The 19,633-nt window shown below is 35.0% G+C and carries 21 protein-coding genes and 2 tRNA genes; 13 read left to right on the top strand and 10 right to left on the bottom strand.

Going from position 1 to position 19,633, the window contains the following annotated elements; translation table 11 throughout:
- Window positions 1-6 precede the first annotated feature (6 nt).
- The 4 genes from ACJMML_RS09805 to ACJMML_RS09790 all read right to left on the bottom strand — a co-directional run bounded on the left by ACJMML_RS09805 (window position 7) and on the right by ACJMML_RS09790 (window position 3,265).
- Entirely contained in the window at window positions 7-168 is a 162-nt protein-coding gene (locus ACJMML_RS09805) for a preprotein translocase subunit Sec61beta (RefSeq protein WP_296785395.1), read from the bottom strand.
- Between the two features lie 68 nt (window positions 169-236).
- Window positions 237-704: a cyclic pyranopterin monophosphate synthase MoaC gene (moaC, locus tag ACJMML_RS09800; protein WP_405307132.1), complete on the bottom strand. Its 468-nt coding sequence runs from the start codon at window positions 702-704 to the stop codon at window positions 237-239.
- A gap of 4 nt (window positions 705-708) precedes the next feature.
- The gene (locus ACJMML_RS09795) at window positions 709-1,914 is read right to left on the bottom strand and encodes a tRNA pseudouridine(54/55) synthase Pus10 (RefSeq protein ID WP_405307131.1); all 1,206 of its coding nucleotides are present in this window, start codon (window positions 1,912-1,914) and stop codon (window positions 709-711) included.
- 1 nt (window position 1,915) lies between these two features.
- Window positions 1,916-3,265, bottom strand: coding sequence for a signal recognition particle protein Srp54 (locus tag ACJMML_RS09790; protein ID WP_405307162.1), 1,350 nt, complete (start codon window positions 3,263-3,265; stop codon window positions 1,916-1,918).
- A gap of 78 nt (window positions 3,266-3,343) precedes the next feature.
- Between ACJMML_RS09790 and hpt the strand changes: the two genes are divergently transcribed.
- The 9 genes from hpt (at window position 3,344) to ACJMML_RS09745 (ending at window position 9,181) form a co-directional block, all read left to right on the top strand.
- Window positions 3,344-3,913 carry a hypoxanthine/guanine phosphoribosyltransferase gene (hpt, locus tag ACJMML_RS09785; protein WP_405307130.1) on the top strand — a complete coding sequence of 190 codons (570 nt, stop codon included), beginning with the start codon at window positions 3,344-3,346 and terminating at the stop codon, window positions 3,911-3,913.
- Between the two features lies 1 nt (window position 3,914).
- Complete coding sequence (gene dph2, locus ACJMML_RS09780; RefSeq protein WP_405307129.1) at window positions 3,915-4,919, top strand: diphthamide biosynthesis enzyme Dph2; 1,005 nt, start codon at window positions 3,915-3,917, stop codon at window positions 4,917-4,919.
- Between the two features lie 252 nt (window positions 4,920-5,171).
- A complete protein-coding gene (locus tag ACJMML_RS09775; protein ID WP_405307128.1) occupies window positions 5,172-6,251 on the top strand; it encodes an Ig-like domain-containing protein in 1,080 nt (359 codons plus the stop codon).
- Window positions 6,252-6,429: 178 nt separating this feature from the next.
- On the top strand, window positions 6,430-6,999 hold the full coding sequence (locus ACJMML_RS09770; protein WP_330026713.1) for an exosome complex RNA-binding protein Csl4: 570 nt from the start codon (window positions 6,430-6,432) through the stop codon (window positions 6,997-6,999).
- A gap of 14 nt (window positions 7,000-7,013) precedes the next feature.
- On the top strand, window positions 7,014-7,292 hold the full coding sequence (locus ACJMML_RS09765; RefSeq protein WP_303739409.1) for a DNA-directed RNA polymerase subunit L: 279 nt from the start codon (window positions 7,014-7,016) through the stop codon (window positions 7,290-7,292).
- A gap of 30 nt (window positions 7,293-7,322) precedes the next feature.
- The gene (locus tag ACJMML_RS09760) at window positions 7,323-7,748 is read left to right on the top strand and encodes an NUDIX domain-containing protein (protein WP_405307127.1); all 426 of its coding nucleotides are present in this window, start codon (window positions 7,323-7,325) and stop codon (window positions 7,746-7,748) included.
- Window positions 7,749-7,808: 60 nt separating this feature from the next.
- Entirely contained in the window at window positions 7,809-8,120 is a 312-nt protein-coding gene (locus ACJMML_RS09755) for a transcription factor S (protein WP_405307126.1), read from the top strand.
- A gap of 11 nt (window positions 8,121-8,131) precedes the next feature.
- Window positions 8,132-9,085 carry a topoisomerase IV gene (locus ACJMML_RS09750; RefSeq protein ID WP_405307125.1) on the top strand — a complete coding sequence of 318 codons (954 nt, stop codon included), beginning with the start codon at window positions 8,132-8,134 and terminating at the stop codon, window positions 9,083-9,085.
- A 22-nt stretch (window positions 9,086-9,107) separates the two neighbouring features.
- Window positions 9,108-9,181, top strand: a tRNA-Arg gene (locus tag ACJMML_RS09745).
- A gap of 1 nt (window position 9,182) precedes the next feature.
- Here the strand turns inward: ACJMML_RS09745 and ACJMML_RS09740 are convergent.
- Window positions 9,183-11,012, bottom strand: coding sequence for a helicase C-terminal domain-containing protein (locus ACJMML_RS09740; protein WP_405307124.1), 1,830 nt, complete (start codon window positions 11,010-11,012; stop codon window positions 9,183-9,185).
- An 85-nt stretch (window positions 11,013-11,097) separates the two neighbouring features.
- On the opposite strand from ACJMML_RS09740, the gene cobI reads away from it, so the two are divergent.
- The gene (gene cobI, locus ACJMML_RS09735) at window positions 11,098-11,802 is read left to right on the top strand and encodes a precorrin-2 C(20)-methyltransferase (RefSeq protein WP_405307123.1); all 705 of its coding nucleotides are present in this window, start codon (window positions 11,098-11,100) and stop codon (window positions 11,800-11,802) included.
- Here cobI and ACJMML_RS09730 read toward each other — a convergent pair.
- From ACJMML_RS09730 to tnpA, 4 genes are all read right to left on the bottom strand, one after another.
- Window positions 11,799-12,569: a V4R domain-containing protein gene (locus tag ACJMML_RS09730; protein WP_405307122.1), complete on the bottom strand. Its 771-nt coding sequence runs from the start codon at window positions 12,567-12,569 to the stop codon at window positions 11,799-11,801. The two genes, cobI and ACJMML_RS09730, sit on opposite strands and share 4 nt — an antisense overlap.
- 342 nt (window positions 12,570-12,911) lie before the next feature.
- A complete protein-coding gene (locus tag ACJMML_RS09725; protein ID WP_405307161.1) occupies window positions 12,912-13,070 on the bottom strand; it encodes a zinc-binding dehydrogenase in 159 nt (52 codons plus the stop codon).
- Window positions 13,071-13,076: 6 nt separating this feature from the next.
- Window positions 13,077-14,345, bottom strand: coding sequence for an RNA-guided endonuclease InsQ/TnpB family protein (locus ACJMML_RS09720; protein ID WP_405307121.1), 1,269 nt, complete (start codon window positions 14,343-14,345; stop codon window positions 13,077-13,079).
- A 92-nt stretch (window positions 14,346-14,437) separates the two neighbouring features.
- Window positions 14,438-14,842 (bottom strand): IS200/IS605 family transposase, encoded by a 405-nt coding sequence (tnpA, locus tag ACJMML_RS09715; protein WP_296867951.1) that lies wholly within the window; start codon window positions 14,840-14,842, stop codon window positions 14,438-14,440.
- Window positions 14,843-14,970: 128 nt separating this feature from the next.
- Here tnpA and ACJMML_RS09710 point away from each other — a divergent pair, with 128 nt between their 5' ends.
- The 3 genes from ACJMML_RS09710 (at window position 14,971) to ACJMML_RS09700 (ending at window position 18,893) form a co-directional block, all read left to right on the top strand.
- Window positions 14,971-15,303: a winged helix-turn-helix transcriptional regulator gene (locus tag ACJMML_RS09710; RefSeq protein ID WP_405307120.1), complete on the top strand. Its 333-nt coding sequence runs from the start codon at window positions 14,971-14,973 to the stop codon at window positions 15,301-15,303.
- Between the two features lie 168 nt (window positions 15,304-15,471).
- Entirely contained in the window at window positions 15,472-17,163 is a 1,692-nt protein-coding gene (locus ACJMML_RS09705; RefSeq protein WP_405307119.1) for an ATP-grasp domain-containing protein, read from the top strand.
- An 11-nt stretch (window positions 17,164-17,174) separates the two neighbouring features.
- Window positions 17,175-18,893, top strand: a complete 1,719-nt coding sequence (locus tag ACJMML_RS09700) for an MATE family efflux transporter (RefSeq protein WP_405307118.1) — start codon at window positions 17,175-17,177, stop codon at window positions 18,891-18,893.
- Window positions 18,894-19,004: 111 nt separating this feature from the next.
- Here the strand turns inward: ACJMML_RS09700 and ACJMML_RS09695 are convergent.
- Window positions 19,005-19,088: transfer RNA gene (locus tag ACJMML_RS09695), tRNA-Leu, on the bottom strand.
- Window positions 19,089-19,633: the final 545 nt, after the last annotated feature.

Genomic DNA, 19,633 nt, shown 5'->3' with positions numbered 1-19,633 from the left:
ATATTCTTAAGCAGAATATCTTAAAACAAAACAAAGTATTGCTAAAATAATAGTAGCAACAATAACGTGTTCAGGTGAAAGTTTTGGACCTAAACTTTCTTCATCAAAGTATCTTACCAAACCTGCACCGGTTTGAGGCATTGTAATCTTGTTATCTTTTTTTGCCATAATAATTCTCCATTAAGTTAATTGATAAAAATAATGAATATACTTATTTTTTTCATCATATATAAAGTTTAAATTTTTTCCTTCTTTATAACCTTAATATCGCTTATTCTGGTATCAGGATATTGTCCGTCCTCATCCTTCTCAACGGCCTTTACCATATCCCATACGGTTAAAAGTGCAACGCTGACACCAGTGATTGCTTCCATTTCAACACCGGTTTTGCCTAAAGTATTAACTGCACATGTTGCTATGATTTCATCTTCCTTTACCTCAAAATCAAGTTCTATGCCTGTCAATGCCAATGGGTGGCAAAGGGGTATTATTGAAGATGTGCTTTTTACAGCCTGAATCCCTGCGATTTGAGCGGTTGTCAGAACATTTCCCTTTTTGATTTCCTCATTCTGAATCAGACTGATTGTATTCTTGTCAAGGAATATGCTTCCGCTGGCTATTGCCCTTCTTTTTTGATCAGGTTTTGCCCCGACTTCAACCATATGCACTCCACTGTCTGTCAAATGTGTAAATTCCTCTGCCATATTATCATTTCTCGCTTACTTCGATTACATCCAATTGGGCGCAAACTGCATTTACGCCTAAAATTTCACTTACATTGGGATTGCTTCTTCCTTCATCGCCGGAAATCAGTTCCTTGATGTACAATCCGCCTTCGGTTTTTATCCTCATGGTAAATGACTTTTCATCTATTACCTCATATGATAAGTCCAATACATGTTTTACACGAACCATGTCAGTCCGTCTTCTCAAAACCCTTAATGGGGTTTGCTGGTGAATTTCATTTAATTTTGTCAGCTCTTCCAATTTATCCTCATCAAATGCCTCGTCACACTCGACAATTGCTTCATAAATCTTGTAGGTATCAGGAGAAGACTGTTTTATTTCAGCTTTACGGCCCCTTTCACAGAGCTTTAAGCCATGATATGCTGTTTTGCATTCATTGACCTTATTGATTTCATCCTCCAATTTCGCCAAATCCAGATTTCTGATTCTCGGCTCCTTTATCTCGAGGACAAACGGCCTGCCGGAACCAAGCATCAGCACGTCGATGTCTTCACGACCGGCTCCATGGAATTTTGCCTCTTTTCCTTTGGTTAACTTTAAGAAATGCTCGGAAATTAACTCTTCAACGGATTCGGGATACTGTTTACCTGTTCCGTTGCACTCTTCACAGCCTCTGCCCTTACATTTGGTGCATGGCCATTTGGTTTGAGGGATACCTCGCTTATATTTATTGTATTTTCCCTCAATATATAATGGATTAATCTGGATTCTCACTTTAGGTTCGTTTCTCAAATCAATGTTAAAAACAATGTCCTGCCTTTCAAATTCGGCTTCCTTGTCATACCTTTCCCAAATTCCAAGGCCTATGAGTCGGTTGACTTCCTTTTTGATGGTTTCAACACCTAAATCAAATTCCTCAAACATTTCCTCGTCACGCTTTTGGATATCTTTTGGAATCTGTGAGCCTACTAAAAAGGTATTGAATTCGATGCCCAGCTGGTTGATTTTGGCATCGATTTTATCATATAAATCATCATCAAGCTTATCAAAAATGTTATTGCAAATCACGCAGTCGACACCATCCAAATCAATGCCCAGCTCCTCACATACCTTGTCGGCACGTTCGATGTTGTTGGAGCCTTCTATGGTTTTGGATAGCTTGCGTCCAAGACAATGTTTGCAGATCTTTCCGTCTGCCAGGTTTAGAATATCTTCAGCTAATCTCATGTTATCTCTGCATGAATTGGCCCATCATACGGTTCATGGCTCCGCCTCTAAGACGTCCTCCACGTTTTCCAATTCCTTTCATTGTCTTTTTGGTGTTGTTGTAATACTTAAGCAGTTCCTTGACATCACTTTCCTGATGACCGGATCCACGGGCAATCCTTTGAATTCTTGACTGCTTTATGATTTTCGGATTCAGCATTTCCTCTTCAGTCATTGAAGACATCATGATTTTATAGGATTCAAGCTTGTCCTCGGTCATTTTGGAAGCTTCTTTTGTAATCTTGTTTCCCATACCGGGAATCATATTGAGCACCTGCTGCATCGGACCCATGCTGTTCATCATCTCAAACTGGTTTTTCATGTCCATCAATGTGAACTTACCGGTGAGCATGTTGTTCATGGTCTTTTCTGCAATGTCCTCATCAATGTTTTCTTCAGCCTTTTCGATAAGGGACTTTATGTCTCCCATACCAAGCAGCCTTGAAATGAACCTTTCAGGGTCGAATGGTTCAAAGTCGTCGACACGTTCACCTGTACCGATGAACTTGATTGGAGCGCCGGTTTCTGCAACCGCTGACATTGCACCCCCACCTTTTGCTGAACCGTCCAGTTTTGTAATGATGATTGAACCGATGTCGGTTGCCTGTGAAAATGCCTTTGCCTGCTCGCCCGCTTGCTGACCGATTGTTCCGTCAATCACAAGAATGGCTTCGTTAGGATTGATGATGTTGTCCAGCTCATCCATCTCGGCAATGAGGTCAGCCTCATCCTTGTGCCTTCCTGCGGTATCGAAAATGATGACCTTACGGTTCTTGAATTCCTGCAGACCCTTTTTGGCCAAGTCCAGGGCATCCTTGTTGTTTGGATCTCCATAAAGAGGCACATCCATCTCTTCGGTAAGCTGCCTTAACTGCTCATAAGCTGCCGGCCTCCATGTGTCTGTACATACGACAGCCGGGTTGAAACCCCTTTTCTGCAGATACCTGCACAACTTGCCTATTGTGGTGGTCTTACCTGAACCCTGCAAACCTAAAAACAGAATCTTATACGGCCTGTCGTTGATGTCAAGGCCTGCGGCTTCGCTGCCCAGAAGGTTGACCATCTCTTCATAGATAATTGTAATGACATGCTCCCTTGGAGTGATACCCTTTGGAGGTTCCTCTTCAAGAGCCCTTTCCTCTATTTTCTTTGATAAATCTAAAACTAATTTAATATTAACGTCAGATTGAATTAATGCACGTTGTATGTCCTTTACAACTTCCTTTATTGTTTTCTTATCAATGACTGACATTCCTACTAATTTCTTCATCGTATTAGTAAGATTTTCACCTAAGTTTCCAAGCATAGTAATCACATCTTTAGAAAAGTTAATTATTATATTAAGATATATTTATATTTAACAAGTTTTAATAATTTTCGTGTGAGTACTATGTTAGAAGAAGTAATAAAATCATTGGAAGCATCCCCAATTGTTAAGAAAGGAGATTACAATTACTTTGTAAATCCTATAAGTGATGGTGTTCCTGCAATGGACCCTTTAATGCTTAGAGAATTAGCTCTTGCTGTTCATAAGTATGCAGACTTAAATATTGATAAGATAGTTGCGGTTGAAGCTATGGGAATTCACCTGGCAACCGCATTGTCCCTTGCAACAGACATCCCTTTTGTAGTAATCCGTAAAAGACAATATGGCCTTCCCGGCGAAACTGAAGTTTATCAGAAAACCGGTTACGGCTCATCAAACCTGTATGTCAATGACTTACATGAAGGCGAAAAGATTCTGCTCATTGACGATGTCGTAAGTACCGGCGGAACACTGGTGGCACTGATTAGGACATTAACCGATATGGGCCTTGACTTGAAATCCGTAGTTGCCATCATCGACAAGGGAGAAGGCAAAAAAATCGTCAAAAAAGAAACCGGAGTTGACGTGCTGTCTATCGTTAAATTGGACGTCATTGACGGCAAAGTAGTCATTGAAAGCACAATCGAAGATTAAAATGTCAATGTATGAAATGGACCTGGACAAGGTAATCCGAAAAATCAACTCAATCGATGCCAAAACGGTAGGATTGCAGTTTCCTGAGGGTCTTAAAACACAGGCGACAAAAATAGCCAGAGCAATTGAAGCAGAAACTGATGCCATTGTCGTAATCTCAGGAGATCCATGCTTTGGAGCATGCGATGTCAGCGACTGGAAAATGAAGGGTTCTGTGGATTTGATTGTTCACTACGGCCATACACCACTTCCATTGAAATATGAAGTGCCCACACTGTTCATTGAGGCATACTCAAAAATCGACATCAAAAAGGACCTCGAAAAATGCCTGGAAACATTGAAGGACTACTCAAGAATCGGGCTCGTAACAACAACACAACACCTGCACCTTCTAAATGAGACAAGGGATTTCCTGGAGGACAACGGCAAGGAAGTTATTCTTGGATCATCCCCCTCAACAAGAAAGGGACAGGTTTTGGGCTGTAATTTCTCATCAATCAAGGACCTGGAAGTTGATGTTATACTCTTTATCGGCAGCGGAAATTTCCATCCATTGGGAATCAAGATGTTTTCAAAAGCGCCTGTAATAGCTTTGGACCCATACAACTCAGAAATAAGAAGCATGGATGAATTTGCAGACAGGATTTTAAGAATACGCTTTGCAAGAATTACAAAAGCACGTTCAGCCAAAAAATGGGGCATTCTTGTATCCTCAAAAGAAGGACAATACAGAATGATGCTTGCAAAGGAAATCAAAAAGATTCTTGAAGATGCAAACATGGAAAGCTATATCATACTGATGGACAATGTCACCCCCGATGCATTGCTTCCATATCTTGAATTGGACGCATTTGTTGTAAGCGCATGTCCAAGAATAGCTATTGACGATTCTCAAATGTATAAAAAACCATTATTAACACCACAAGAATTGGAAATTGTACTGAACAAGCGTGAATGGGAAAACTATCAGTTGGATGAGATTTTATTCCATGAAAGATATGCATAATTGGAAAAAACCCTGTGTTATTATTAAAATGTTTTAATTTTTAGAGAGTAATGGACAAACTCTAAAATTTTTCTTTTATTTTAAAATTTATTTAAAATTACTTATTTTATTATATCAATTTGTATAATTATTCTTTAAAATGTTATTTTTTAATTATGTATTTAATTTTTTTAAGAGAAAAATAGAAAATTTCAAAAATATTTATATATATGCCAATATAAATAATATGTATTCAATATAGGAGGAGAAAAAATGAAAATAAAACAAAGTTTATTTATAATTTTAATGATTTTAATTTCATTGTGTATCATCAGTGCATCAAGTGCTGCAGATAATTTAACAGATGTTGTTGAAATCACTGAAGATATGGATAATGTTCAATCTATAGATAATGTTGAAGAAAATATGGCTGTTGAAAATGATGTTGTTTTAGAAGAAAATGTAGACACTATTGACGAACCAGTTTTATCCGTTGATGATAGTGGCGCAGATTCCAGTTTAGGTGAAGGTACCTTTTCATTCGGAACTGGAGGCAATGGTACTAAATTTGATTTTTCAAACATTACATTTAATTTCGGTAACGGTACAACTATTGATTTAGGAAGCTTATTGAATGGCAGTACTATAAACTTAGGAAATGGTTCATCCTTCAATATATCAGACCTATTGAATAGTAATATGACCTTTGGTAACGGAACAAGTTTCAATTTAACCAAAATAATGAACATGACAGGTAATGGAACCGGTTCATTCAATATATCTGCTATTTTAGATATGATCGGAGGAAAAACTTCAAAAATTACCTTTGAAGCCAAAGATATAAAGCAGGTTTATTCCGGAGCAACTACCTTTAAAATAAAAGTCCTTGATGGAGATAATCCTGTAGCGCAGCAAACTGTGATATTTACGGTGGATAACAAGGATTATGTTGGAAGGACAGATGAGAATGGTTATGCAACTATCTCACTGAATCTGGCAGCGGGCACACATTATATCTATACTGAATATAATAATGTGATTGGAAAAAATAAAATACAAATCACAAAAGCAGCTTCCAAATTGACTGCTAAAAAGAAAACCTTCAAAGCTAAAGTCAAAACAAAAAAATATGCTATTATTTTAAAAAATAATAAAGGTAAAGCCATTAAAAAAGCTAAAGTTACCTTAAAAATAAAAGGTAAAACTTACACTGCTAAAACCAATTCTAAAGGTAAAGCTATTTTTAAAATTAAAAAATTAACTAAAAAAGGCAAATACACAGCAAAAGTCAAATTTGCAGGAAACGGTTATTACAAATCATCCAGTGCAAGTAAAAAAATAATCATTAAATAAACATTTTAGTTAATTTTTTGGGAGTGAACTGAAACTCCCAACATTTATTTTTAGACTATTTCTTGGATATTGTATAGTTGATACAATTATACTAAACTCCATATATGAATACTTTTAAATATTAACATCAATAAAATTATTATATTAAAGAAATTTTTATATTTTTGGTGATTTTAATATGAGTATAGAAGACGAAAAAATAGTAATGCCTGGAGATAAATTAGGAATAATCGAACAATATCTGCCAGGGGAAGGTACTTATGACGATGATGGCGACATCAAATCAGCAGTACTTGGAAATGTTAAAATTAATCAAAAAATGAAGGTTATTTCTGTTGTGTCAGATGCAAAACCAGCTCTTTTGAAAGTGGGAGATACCGTTTATGGCCAAATAACTGATATCAAACCCCAAAGGGCAAACGTGAAAATCGAATGTATGAAAGACAATGGCAGACCATTGGCCTTACCATATATGGGAGCCATACACATCTCACAAGCTAAAAAAGATTATTTGGAAAAATTGTCTGATGCTTTTAGAATTGGAGACATCGTCCAAGCAAAAGTTGTTAAGATAACTGGAGACAATGTTGATTTAGGAACAGTTGACGAAGATTGTGGAGTCCTAAAGGCAATGTGTACCCGCTGTAGAGATTTCATGCACACCACACAAAAAGATAATGAGCTTCAGTGCAATACTTGTAACAAAAAAGAAAGACGTAAAGTCTCTAAAAACTATGTTAATGATTAATTAAGGTTGATAAAATGGAAAATTTTAAAATTATTGAGGATAAAACTTTAGAACTCACTTTTGAAGTTGAAGATGAAAGTCATGGAGTTTTTAATGCTTTAAGACATGTCTTAATGCAAGATCCAGATGTTGAATATGCTGTATACAATATCGACCACCCTCTTACTGGAAAGCCACAAATGACCATTAAAACAAAAAGAGGAAAAAGACCTAGAAGCGTATTGAAAAAAGCAGCAGAAGAATTACAAAAAGAAAGTTCTGATTTTAAACAACTTATTGATGAAGCTTTATAGCTTCAAAACTTTATTTTTTAATGTGGTTTAATGTCAAAATATAAAACCCCCTCCCTAACAGCCGACATATTTATTTTTGATGAGGATTTTAATTTTATTTTAATCAAAAGATTGAATGACCCATATAAGGATTGTTGGGCGCTTCCGGGAGGATTTGTCGAATATGGTGAAAGTGTAGAGACCGCAGCAATTCGAGAAGCCAAAGAAGAAACCAGCATAGACGTTGAACTGATTGATTTGGTCAATGTTTATTCCAATCCTGACAGAGACCCAAGGAGACATACGGTTACTGTTGCATTTACAGCAAAAGGTGATTTGAACGCTAGAAAAGCGGACAGTGATGCAAAAGAAATCGGTGTCTTTTCATATGATGAAATCAGCGAAATGGATATTGCCTTTGACCACAGACAAATTATTAATGATTGTTTAAAAAAAGTCAATAAAATGAGCTTTTAAGGTTATATTTAAATAGATTAAGAAAAATATTATTTACATATAATTAATTGAGGAGATTAAATGGAATTTTGTCCTGAATGTGGGGCCATGATGCTTCCAAACAACGGCATTTTAAAATGCAATAAATGCGGATACTCAAATGAGTTAGATGATGCTAAAGAATACAAGGTTTCAGAAGATGTTAAAGCAGAAGAAACCGTTAAAATGCTTGGAGAAGATGTAGACGTCGGCCCAGTTACTAATGAAACCTGTCCTGAATGTGGACACGATAAAGCTACTTATAAAATGTTACAAACTCGTAGTGCAGATGAGGCTCCTACCCGTATTTTTACATGCACAAAATGTAAACATACCTGGAGAGCGTACGACTAAGAGGTTTTCTCATGAAAGATTCTAAAGAAAAAGAGCATAGGATTTCCGATTTAAAAGACATGATTGATAACGTCACTGACGAATCATTAGAGCAAATGGAAGAGGACAGTGAATTAATCGATTATCTTAATGAACCTAAAGATGACTTTGAAAATCCGGAAATAGATGACGAATTCATATATCGCCCTGATGATGAATACAACGATGCTCTTAATTTAGAAGAAACCCCAATAAATGAAGATTATGTAATTAAAACTCCAAAAAGCGTCGATACAGACAATAACGATGAAAATGATGAGTTTGAAGAAGATTTGGTTGGAGAGATTAGTGAAAACTTTGACAACGTCCTCCATGCAAAGATTAGAGGCAAACCTATTTTGGCCATCATAGGCTGCATTCTAGGAGTTATCTTTATCATCATATCAGTAGTCATATTTCAATCACGCAGTGATAGAGTCATAGACAATGTTGTTGCCGGTGAAAGTAGTTTCATGTTTGTTATTTTCTTAATATTAGGATTATTTTTACTTATTTTCGGAATATACAAATTATTTAATGTTAAAAATCCTTTTGAAAATATTACAAGCAGTATAAATACTATAGATAATGATAAGAAATCCGAAAAAGATGACAATACCACACAAAATGCAGAACCGTCACAAAAACCAATACCAAAAAGTAAAATTCCCCTAGACAAAGACTCTTACAAAATAGGCGAATTTGACGTGAATGATTTGAAAACTTCTCTCAAAAAACCTACCGCCTCTAGCAAACAAGTTAAATTCAAAGATAATATCGATGATTTGCCTCCTGCTAAAAAAACTTTGACTGAAGAGGAAATTGAAGAAATTGAATATGAGCATGCAAAACTTGAAAGCGAATCAATTGACGACATTTTTGCTGAAGTCGAAGATATCGAAGATGTAGAAATAATATCACTCGATACAAAAGAAAGAGAAGAATAAAAAAAATAATATTTCTAATGCAGGGCCTGTGGTCTAGTTAGGAATGACGTGGGACTTCGGATCCCAAGATCGAGGGTTCAAATCCCTCCAGGTCCGCTTATTTTTTAACGCGAACAACTGCTTCCTTAAAAAAGTCAGGAATCAATGACCTGTACATTGGACTTTTAAACAGCATGTTGATGTCACTGTCAATTATGTATGTGTAGCATGAATCATCTTCCGCTCTCATACCACGTCCGTAAGCCTGCATCAGTGTCATGACAGTCTTATATGCATACCATTTCTTATCCCGTTTCATGCGCATATTGACCTGCTTATCTCCGAGATATGGGAATGGTATCTTATAGATTACCTGAAATCTGCACTTGTCATACGGCAAGTCCACACCTTCACTCATTGATGGAGATACCAGAACCAATGGATTGTCATCCTTTTCAAAAAAGTTCAATACCTGCTCCCTGTTTTGAGAGGTATGTGAAACCAGCCTGGAATTATAGAGATTGTTGGTAATGTACTGTTGGCATTTATAGCTGTGGGTATGAATTAATCCCTTGTCGCCTTCATGTTTCTTTAGGATTTCCTGCAATATTGGAATTGTCTTCGGAGCGGTATTTTTTATCCTGTTTGCAGACATTTTTCCTGCCAGATTAAGAATTATTGGCCTTTTTTCCTTTGTAAATGGACTGTCAACCTTTATATGATAGACCTCATTTGGATTGAGGCCCAGCCATTTGGAAAACATCTTGTGGGACAGGATTGTTGCACTCATAAATATGACGACATCCCCATATTTCAACAGGTTGCTTTTGGCATAATGGTGAACCCTCAGCGGCTTGAAGCAGACGCTTGTTTCGTCAGTGTCGATTACCCAATTTTTAGGTTCCTTTTCAAGGTTGTTCTTGAGGGTCTTGAGGCGGGCAATTGTTGATCTGATTCTGTCTGCCTTGTTTTTGCTCAAATCCTTTAACTCTATTTCTTCGTAGGATTCCCTGATTGCATCGATTTCCATTATCCAATCTTCAATTTCGCCGTCTTTTAAAAGTGATTCTGACATTGTCTTGTTAATGTCCTTTTCAAGAGACCGGTTATACAGTGTCAGCTCCATTGTAGACATCAGCTTGTTTTCGATGTTGTGGGCTTCGTCTAAAATCAGAAGGGACCTTGTTCCGAAATGCTTAACATAATTCAGCTCGACAATCGCATAATCGTAATTCATCAGTGTTATCGGGGAGTTTATGGCATTGGCCTTCTGATTCCAGTAATGACAGTGGGCTTCTGACTGGTAAAATACTGTTCCCCCAAATGAATCTTCAAAGGCGAGCTCCGCATCCAAAGTCGGATTCTTGGCAACCCCATAAGGGCAGAAAAACTTGCTGGATGTTGGAGCGGTCTTGCAGTCCCCCATATCACATGTTGTCTCCAAATTGCCGTGCAAACACGCAAAATTTCCCCTTCCCTTAACCAGCGGGAAAGCAAATTCATTGGAATACTGGGACTGAAGCTGCTTTGTCATGGTCAATATGTAAGCTGATTCATACATTTTTGCAAGGGTTGTAGCTATTGCGGATTTGCCTGTTCCTGTTCCGGCTTCCAAAATGATATATTTATATCCCTTTTTGATTGCATCGTTAATATCCTGTATGATTTCCAATTGTCCAAGTCTTGGCTGTTCGAATGGGAAATTGACTATTATCTCATCGTCAATGTGAGGATAGATTTCTTTAAGGTACGCTGCGGTTCCTTCATCCTGCTGATAATCGTCAACCGAATACACCTCAGGAATCTCATCATCCAAAATGGATGATTTTCTAGGCTTAGAAAAACTAAAGAGGTTAGTTGGACCCTTAGGTTTTTCATTGGTGTATTTTCCACAAACGCAATTACTTTTTAACATTCCACAATTTGGACAAAACATAGAATTTGACATCAAAAATATATTAGTAAAGTAGTACTATAAATAAGTAGTAGACAAGTATTTTGCAAAATTGTATTTAAAATGTTAAAGTGATTATATGGTTAAAAAAGGAAAATTGATTGGAATTGGTGTGGGACCTGGAGATACTGAATTATTAACCTTGAAAGCCGCTAAAGTTTTAAAAACTGTTCCGGTAGTATTCTCACCAAAATCATCAAAAGAAAAGGAAAGTATTGCATTATCCATTGTCAAGCCAATACTTGAAGAGAGAAAAGATTATAAAAGATTGATGCTAGTCGAACCTATTTTTCCAATGATTGAAGATAAAAAAGAGCTTGAAAAGATATGGACCAGCGCTTCAGAAATGATCGCACAGTATCTTGACAGCGGAAGGGACGTTGCATTCATAACCCTTGGAGACACTTCAATATTCAGCACATACTCATATGTGCAAAAGAAACTTATTGACAGATATGAAATTGAAACAATACCTGGAATTACCTCATTTACCGCCTGTGCAGCTGCAAGAAACAAGGCACTGGTAGAGCAAAACGATATTTTGACTATTGTTCCTAAAATTGACGACAGGTTAGAAGAAGTCCTTGAATATAGCGATTCCATTGTTCTTATGAAAGCGTCAAGAAACACTTCCAAGCTGGAATCAACAATCGAAGAAAAAAACAGACCTAAGGAAATCTATTCCGTTCAAAACTGTACACGTGAAAATGAAAAAATAATTGAAGGATTTTCTAATGAAAAGCCTTACCTGACAACCACCATCATTAAATTCAGCGATGATTAGTATGCTTTGATGTGTTGAGGTTCTATCTCAAACACACACTTTTCATCACCCATTGTATAGCACTGGATTTCGATTACGCTAACTGGCAAATTAAAGAATTCGCTGAATAGCCCTTCTAATATTCCAGTGTCCAAAAAGCATGCAGGCTTGCCTGTCCTTGGGAGCAATTTACATTCGAAACAGTCATATGTAGTGACCTTGATTATTTGGCCGACATTGAAAGTTAATTTTCCAAGGCCTTTTCTTTGCCAGTAATTAGCAATGTTTTCCATGAAAACATCCAAGTCGTCATCATATAGCATGCCAAAAATTGACTTTCCTATGCTGTTTCCGGTTGCCTGGAGGATTGGATCTATGTTTACTCCTTCCTGGATGAGCATTGCCTTTAATGTGTGGAACAGTAATGTTGAGAATTCCTCATCATTTTGGATGATGTTTTTAATTATATAGTCTGATTGGGTTTCCTCAATCTCCTTAGGTTCGGTTATGTTGACTGAACCGAGGTATTTTGAGTTTATGTAGAATATCTTTTTTCTGTTATCCTTTGGATGTAACCTATAGGAGATTACTCCACTTTCCCTTAAGCTTTTTAAATGAACTGAAACGGTTGATTTTGATTTTCCGGTGTTATTGACTATTTCATCAAATTCCATTTCAGTGTCTCTCAGCATTTCTAGAATTGTTAGCTTTACAGGACTTTTTACAACATTGACACCAACGTTATCGTTCAGATTTGAGAATATTTGTATTGGTTTTTGTTCGTTCATTTGGCAATCCTCCATTGCTTATAATATAATCTAAAATTATTGCTTAATAAAGGTAACTATAAAATGAAAATGAAACGGGTGTTTAATAAAATAACAATAAATATGAACATTTTATAATAGTAAAGCTAAAAAGAATACGAACTGTTCGTTTAAAGTGAACAAAATAGTTCGTATATTACGAACAATATAGTTCGCATGCTTATTTTATTTACCACTAAAACTTTAACAAAAAATTCGATCTGATGGACCTAAAAAGTTATGATGTCAATTATATTAACTTCGATTTAATTTATGATTTTGGCCGAAAAAAAATAAAAAAAGGACATTGAAAGTCCTTTAAAGTTATTCGTCAAATTCTTCAAATGTAATAACGGCCCTACCTTCAACTCTTCCATTTCTTAAGTCATCAAGCGCTTCAAGAACTTTACTGAATGGATATTTTTGAGCTTGAACTGTTATTTTACCAGCTTTGGCCAGATCCATAATCTCTTGAACTTCCACCAACTTTTAAGAAGTTGGGGATTCTCGATTAATTAACATATTCTTACTGGAGTGAAATGTTAATATTGTCGAGCCGATACCCGCGCACCGCAGGCCATGACAATCCCTTACAAAGATTGTCTTTATTATTTCCTCTAGGATTAATCTTAATCCTTCATTTTTTATATTAATACTAGCATTTAAGTCTCTGTCATGATGTTTGCCACATTCAGGACAAATCCAGTCTTCTTCACCTAATTCTAAATCATAGTATTGGTATCCGCAGTTGCTGCATTTTTGGCTTGAAGGAAAAAATCTTCCCACCTGAATTATTTCACGTTTATTTCGTTTGGATTTGTATTTCAGTTGTCTTATTATCTCATATAATGCTATTCTCTGCAATTTAGGAGCCCATCGACTATTTTTAAACCATCCTTTAATATTTAACGTTTCTATTGCTATTACCTGATTGTTTTTTACAATATCGTTTGTGATTTTGTGATAATAATCATTCTTTTTGTTGATTTTTTTGTTTACTGCTTTCCAGTATTTTTGTTGAGCAATTAGAAAATGATTGCTACCATATTCTTTTTTGTCCATTTCGCGTTGGTAGTATTTAATGTTTTTTTCTTCCTTTGTTAGGTCTAGTTCTTCTATTTTTAGACCGTCACTGCATGTTAATGGTCTTTTAATGCCTATGTCTATGCCTATTGCTTCAAAACAGTGTTTCATTGGAGTATGTTTGGTGTTAATGTTTAGTATTCCATAGTATATGCCGTTTTCATATTTGATTGTCATATTGTTGATTTCGGATTCATGTATCTTTTGTTTATATTCTTTGCTTGTTCTGAATTTAATTTTACCGATTGTTGGCACATGTATTCTGTTTTTTCGCACATTTAACCTGATGTTATTGTTGTTTGCCTGTATCCTGAATGAACTATTTGGATTTTTTCTGGATTTAAATTTAGGAAATCCAGCACCTTCTTTCTTATGTTTATTATATGCTCGTATAAGATCAATGAAAACCTGCTGTCTACTAGAAGATTCACTATCTTTAAGAAATGGATAATCAATTTGTAGTTCCTTGAGGATATTATTTAAGTTTTTCATTGTGGGTTTCACATTTTCATGTTTGATTTTTCCAAGCATTTTGTTCCAAATAAAACCCCTATTGCCAATATTTTGATTAATTTTACATTTTTGTTTATCAGTAGGATATAATCTAACCTTAACCGACTCAGTTACCTCTTGATCTCCCCCATAACAATTATTTTCACCAATTAAACTTGACATGTTTAATATATTAGTAAACAACCCATATATAAAGAAAATGAGAGAGAGCATTTGAAAAGTAATATTAGTCATGAAATTTATTAATATATTTATTATTTTTCTCGTTGTCTTTCTATATATTGGCGAATAGTTTCAATATTTGCCCCACCAGTTGTTGTAATAAAATAACCTGTTTTCCAGAAAGCACTTTTCCATAAACTCTTTTTTATAACAGGAAATTGCTTTTTTATTATTCTACTACTTGCACTTTTATAAGAATTAATAAATTTAACCAAATCAGTACTTGGTTTGGCTTCAAATAAAATATGAATATGATCAACCTCCCAATTCGCTTCTTTAACCACAATACCATAATTAAAACCAACATTCTCAAAAACAACCATTAATGAATCAAAAATATCTTCATTAATCACCTTTCTACGATATTTAATTACCAACACTAAATGATAAGTTAATATGTATACTGAATGTTGATTCCTATTTAAATTACTACTCATAATTAGTATTATAACAAAATAACTATTTAAAAGTTAATAAAATAAAAGTATACTCAACTTGCAATTCATCCACGACCTTGAAGAGGTCATGGCATTCTTGCATCATTTAGATAAATTGTGTTAATGATTTGCTTTCAAGAAAATGGGTTTTTGGAATAATGAAGGACTTGTTTGCAGGTAAAAAGCATTTCAATGAATTTAAGGAAGACAAGCCAACATTAAGTAATGTCGTTTTGTCTGACACTTTAAAATACCTGGAAAATCAGGAACTGATTTCTAAAAAAGTCATCGACGACGATTCAAAAAGAAACACTGAATATTACCTTACCGAAAAAGGCAAAAAAATGAATAAAATTTTATATGAAATGGTAATTTTCGGATTATATGAACTGGAAGGCGATTTAAGAGATGATGAGTTTAAAGAAGAAATAAGAAAAGGATATGAAGAAATACTGCTATAAAACTCATAAAAGAATTGTGATACCTACGATTCAACACTAACCTAAATTCTCTTTTTAACATTGCATTTAACATGAAATTATGAATTTTTTCAATTAAAAAAACAAATTACATTATAAATATATCGAAAGACAAAAATATATTATAATATACTTGATAGGTGTTTTTTCATGAGAAATATTATTATTGTTCAGTGCATGTCTACAGGCAAAAATTATGTTCAAGACATTATCGATAGAAATTGCAATCCAATCGTTTTAGAAATGAAGCCTTTTGGAGATTCCGAAGATGCATTGATTTATCAGGAAGAAGTGAAAAGGGAATATGAATTGATTGAAAATGACTTTGATTTGATATATGAGAAAGACTCATATGAAGAAACGCTTGAGATGGTTAGAAAATTTGATCCGGCAGTTATTGTCCCCGGTACCGAGGATGGGGTGATACTGGCCACAAAATTGGCAAATGACTTGAATCTGTTATGCAATCCCATAGAAAATATTGATGCAATAACTTTAAAAAACGAAATGCAAAACAGATTGGCCAAAAACAATCTGCGTTCAATCAAGGGGCAGGTTGTCAGGTCCTTGGATGAGGCTATTGAATATTATGATAAAGAAAACCTAAAGGAAGTTGTAGTAAAACCCATATACAGTGCGGCATCTGTAGGTGTGAGGCTGTGCTCAGACAGACATGAAATGATTGATGCGGTAAAAGAGGTATTCAATTTAACAGGCGTTTATGGAAATGAATTGACAGAACTCGTCATTCAGGAACGCATCAAAGGGCAGGAATATGTTGTTGATACTGTTTCATGCAATGGGGTTCATCGAGTAACCTTAGTTTGGAAATACAATAAGATTAAAACCTCCGAAGGCGGAAATATATATGATTATGATATAACTGTTAGCGAATTGGGAATCGGTGAGGCAGAACTTGTTGAGTATGCATTTGATGTTGCTGATGCCTTAGGAATCAAATATGGACCAGTCCATGGCGAATATATGGTTGATGAAAAAGGGCCTGTCTTGATTGAAGTGAATTGCCGACCCCATGGAAGCAGTATGGATGCAGAATTCCTGGATATGATTTCAGGCCAGCATGAAACCGACAGTTCACTTGATTGCTATCTGAATCCCGAAAAATTTAATCTGGAACGTTTGAAAGGCTATCATCCATTTGCCCAGGGAGTTGTAAAAAATTTCATTGTACCAAAAGATTTAATCGCCAAATCATCCCCCATGGATTCTTTAGGAATTAATTTAAAAAGTTTCTATAAAACAGACGTTTCGATTAAAAAACCTCAAATATTCCACAAAACCCAGGATTTGGAAACCGTAGGAGGAACTGTTTTTCTAGTTCATGAAGATCCGCTTCAAGTTCAAAAGGATGTAGACTTTTTAAGGGATGTTGAAAAACGAGCTTTCCAATTGGTTTTAAGTGAGGAATTGCATGAAAATGTAGATATTGATGAAGAAAAAATTAAAAATGATATCTCTTCATTGATAAATGACATAAGACCTTGCGGAACATGTCTTTTAGTCACTGAAAACATATATGATGATTTAGATTTATCCCAGGTCACAGAAGAAGACTTAGACGATGTCAAAGGAAAATTCAACTGTGTGGTAATAAACCTGAACAGAAGCCTTGTCGATAAAAAAGATGATGAAATTGCACGATTATTCTTAAATATATTGGATAAGGTCAAATTTGGCGGATTAGTTTTTATTCCAAAAACAACCTACGACAATATGCCTAATTCCAGATTAGGTGCAGAAGCACTAGTTAAAGTGTTGGATTTTAAAATAGAAATGCCTCTGCATAAATTAAATAGAATGATTATTGCATCAAGAGTATAAAACTGGATATTATGACATACGAGCGAAATTTTGACTTGTTGAACAGGAAGTTCAGGGAATTGTTTTTCCCGACATTGATGGCTTCAATAGCCGGCAATTTTGCCGTGCTTGTTGACGCGTTCTTCATCAGCATGTTTATGGGATCCCTGTACTTGTCTGTTGTTCAAAGCATTGAGCCTTTTGTTGCTTTTATTAATGTTATCTACTGGCTAATCGGTTTGGGAGGCAGCATCTTATGCACGATGGCAAAAGCAGAATTTAATGAGAAGAAAGGAAATGCATATTTCACGATTTCGATTATTGGAATTATAATTGTCGGGCTGATTATGACGCTGTCAACTATGATATTTCAGGGCCAATATGTCCAATTGTTATGTCACACCGACCAATTAAAACCCTTTGTCACCCAGTATTTCTACTACTATGCACTTGGAATAGTATTTGAATGTTATATGGTATGTTTGGCATATTTTATCAAAACTGATGGCTTTATTAATATGCAATTTAGGGCATTTTTAATTTGCAATGTGGTTAATATCATTCTGGATGTTATTTTAATGAAATTCTTGAATTTGGGCATTTCCGGAGCTGCAATGGCAACAACCATCGGCCATATTGTCTCAGCAATTTACATTACATTATACTTCTTCAAATCAAACAGGACATTGAAGTTCATCAAGGTCAAATCATCTGAAATAATTGGCTATGCTGTGGATATCTGTAAATCAGGTTCATCTGTTTCCTCAATTCCATTATATACCACAATAAGACTGGTATTTTTAAACGCTTTAATTGTTGGAATTTTAGGAGAGTTAGGTTTATCCGCATTCAATATGTGCTATAACACATTGTATCTGGTGGATATTTTTATTTTAGGTACTGTTCAATCAATTTTACCGATTGCTGCCGTCTATTATAAAGAAGAGGATTTCACCGGTGTGGATTATGTAACCCGGAGATCCCTTAAAATTGTAATGGTATTTGGAGTATTCTTTTCAGCACTATTCATTTTATTCCCACAAATAATATTGTTCATATTCAATGTAAATAACCCTGCCGATATTCCAACAATAATTAACGTGATAAGGATATTCTCCATTAGCTTCATTGCATTTGCAGTCAATAGCCTGTACATGTTCTATGCAGAGTCTGTTCAATACAATAAATTGGCAAATATAGTTACTCTCATTCAAGGATTGATTTTCCCTGTACTGTTTGCATACCTTTTTGCTTATTTATGGGGAGCGGAAGGATTTTGGGTTTCTCTTGTTGTATCTGAATTTGCAACCTTATTGTTTATTTTCATATATTCCAAAATCATGGCCCGCAAAAGCAATAATGACTATTCCGGATTTTTCCTGATTAAAAAACATGAAAACGCAACAGTGTTTGAATTCACCCTTGATGGAAATGTTGAGGATGCGGTCAAATTATCTGAAAACATTCAGGAATCCTTTAACGACGACAGATTATCCGTTCTTGTAAGTATGGTGATTGAGGATATGATTGTCCATATCATCAACATTAACGAGAATATAGATCTAATTGATGTAATTATTAGGGATAATGGAGAGTATATTCTAATTTCAATTAAATATTCGGGCGAATGCGTAAATGTAATGGAAGATGAAGATATGGCATCCAATATCGCCATTCTAAACAATATTTCGCAAAAAATTGATTATTCCCAAATACTGGGTTTAAACAATATTGTAATTAGAATCAAATAGAGGATTTTTAATATCACTTTAAATATGACAACAAAAATTTACAACAATAAAACAGTTCATATAAAGTATTTAAGGTTCAATGTACTCTTAAAAAGTTAAAAAAACAAGAAATAGACGCGGTGGGATTCGAACCCACGTAGCAACTAATGCATAAGACCCTGAATCTTACTCCTTTGACCACTCGGATACACGTCTAAAAGAACTATCTGAAAAAGTAATCCAGGCAATGGATTTTAACTATATTATTATAATATTTCTTTTAGTATAAATATGTAATCTTATTCGACCATTGATTGTTAGGCCAACCGTTCTTATATTCTCAACTTTCACCATGTTTTTTTAAGTAATGACTCTTATGAAAACAATGACATGTACATGATGAAGAAAACAAAAAATTAGAAAAATACAATGAACACAAGGATTCTCATCCTTGTTTTATTATTTTTAAGTATTTCTTCAACTAAAAACTCTTCATATGCGTATTTTCGATGAAAAATACGAACAATTCGTATAAAACTTATAAAAAGTTCAGATACTTATCGATTTCAAGCATTGCAACTCTGATACAAATTTATTTTCTAAATAATTATAAAATCAGGTTGTTAAGATGTAATGAATAATGTTATGCTGTAACCAGTTCAGATTCAATAGCAGGAATACCATTTAAATTAGTTGTGATTCTATTCATTCCAAAAGTTTGTGTTTTATTATGGACCGGAACTGCTAATTTGACTTTTAAA

The sequence above is a fragment of the Methanobrevibacter sp. genome, from assembly GCF_045130115.1.
In the GTDB taxonomy this organism is placed as follows: Archaea; Methanobacteriota; Methanobacteria; order Methanobacteriales; family Methanobacteriaceae; genus Methanocatella.
The sequence above is the reverse complement of the archived record's forward strand: the minus strand, read 5'-3'. Positions and strand labels throughout refer to the sequence as shown.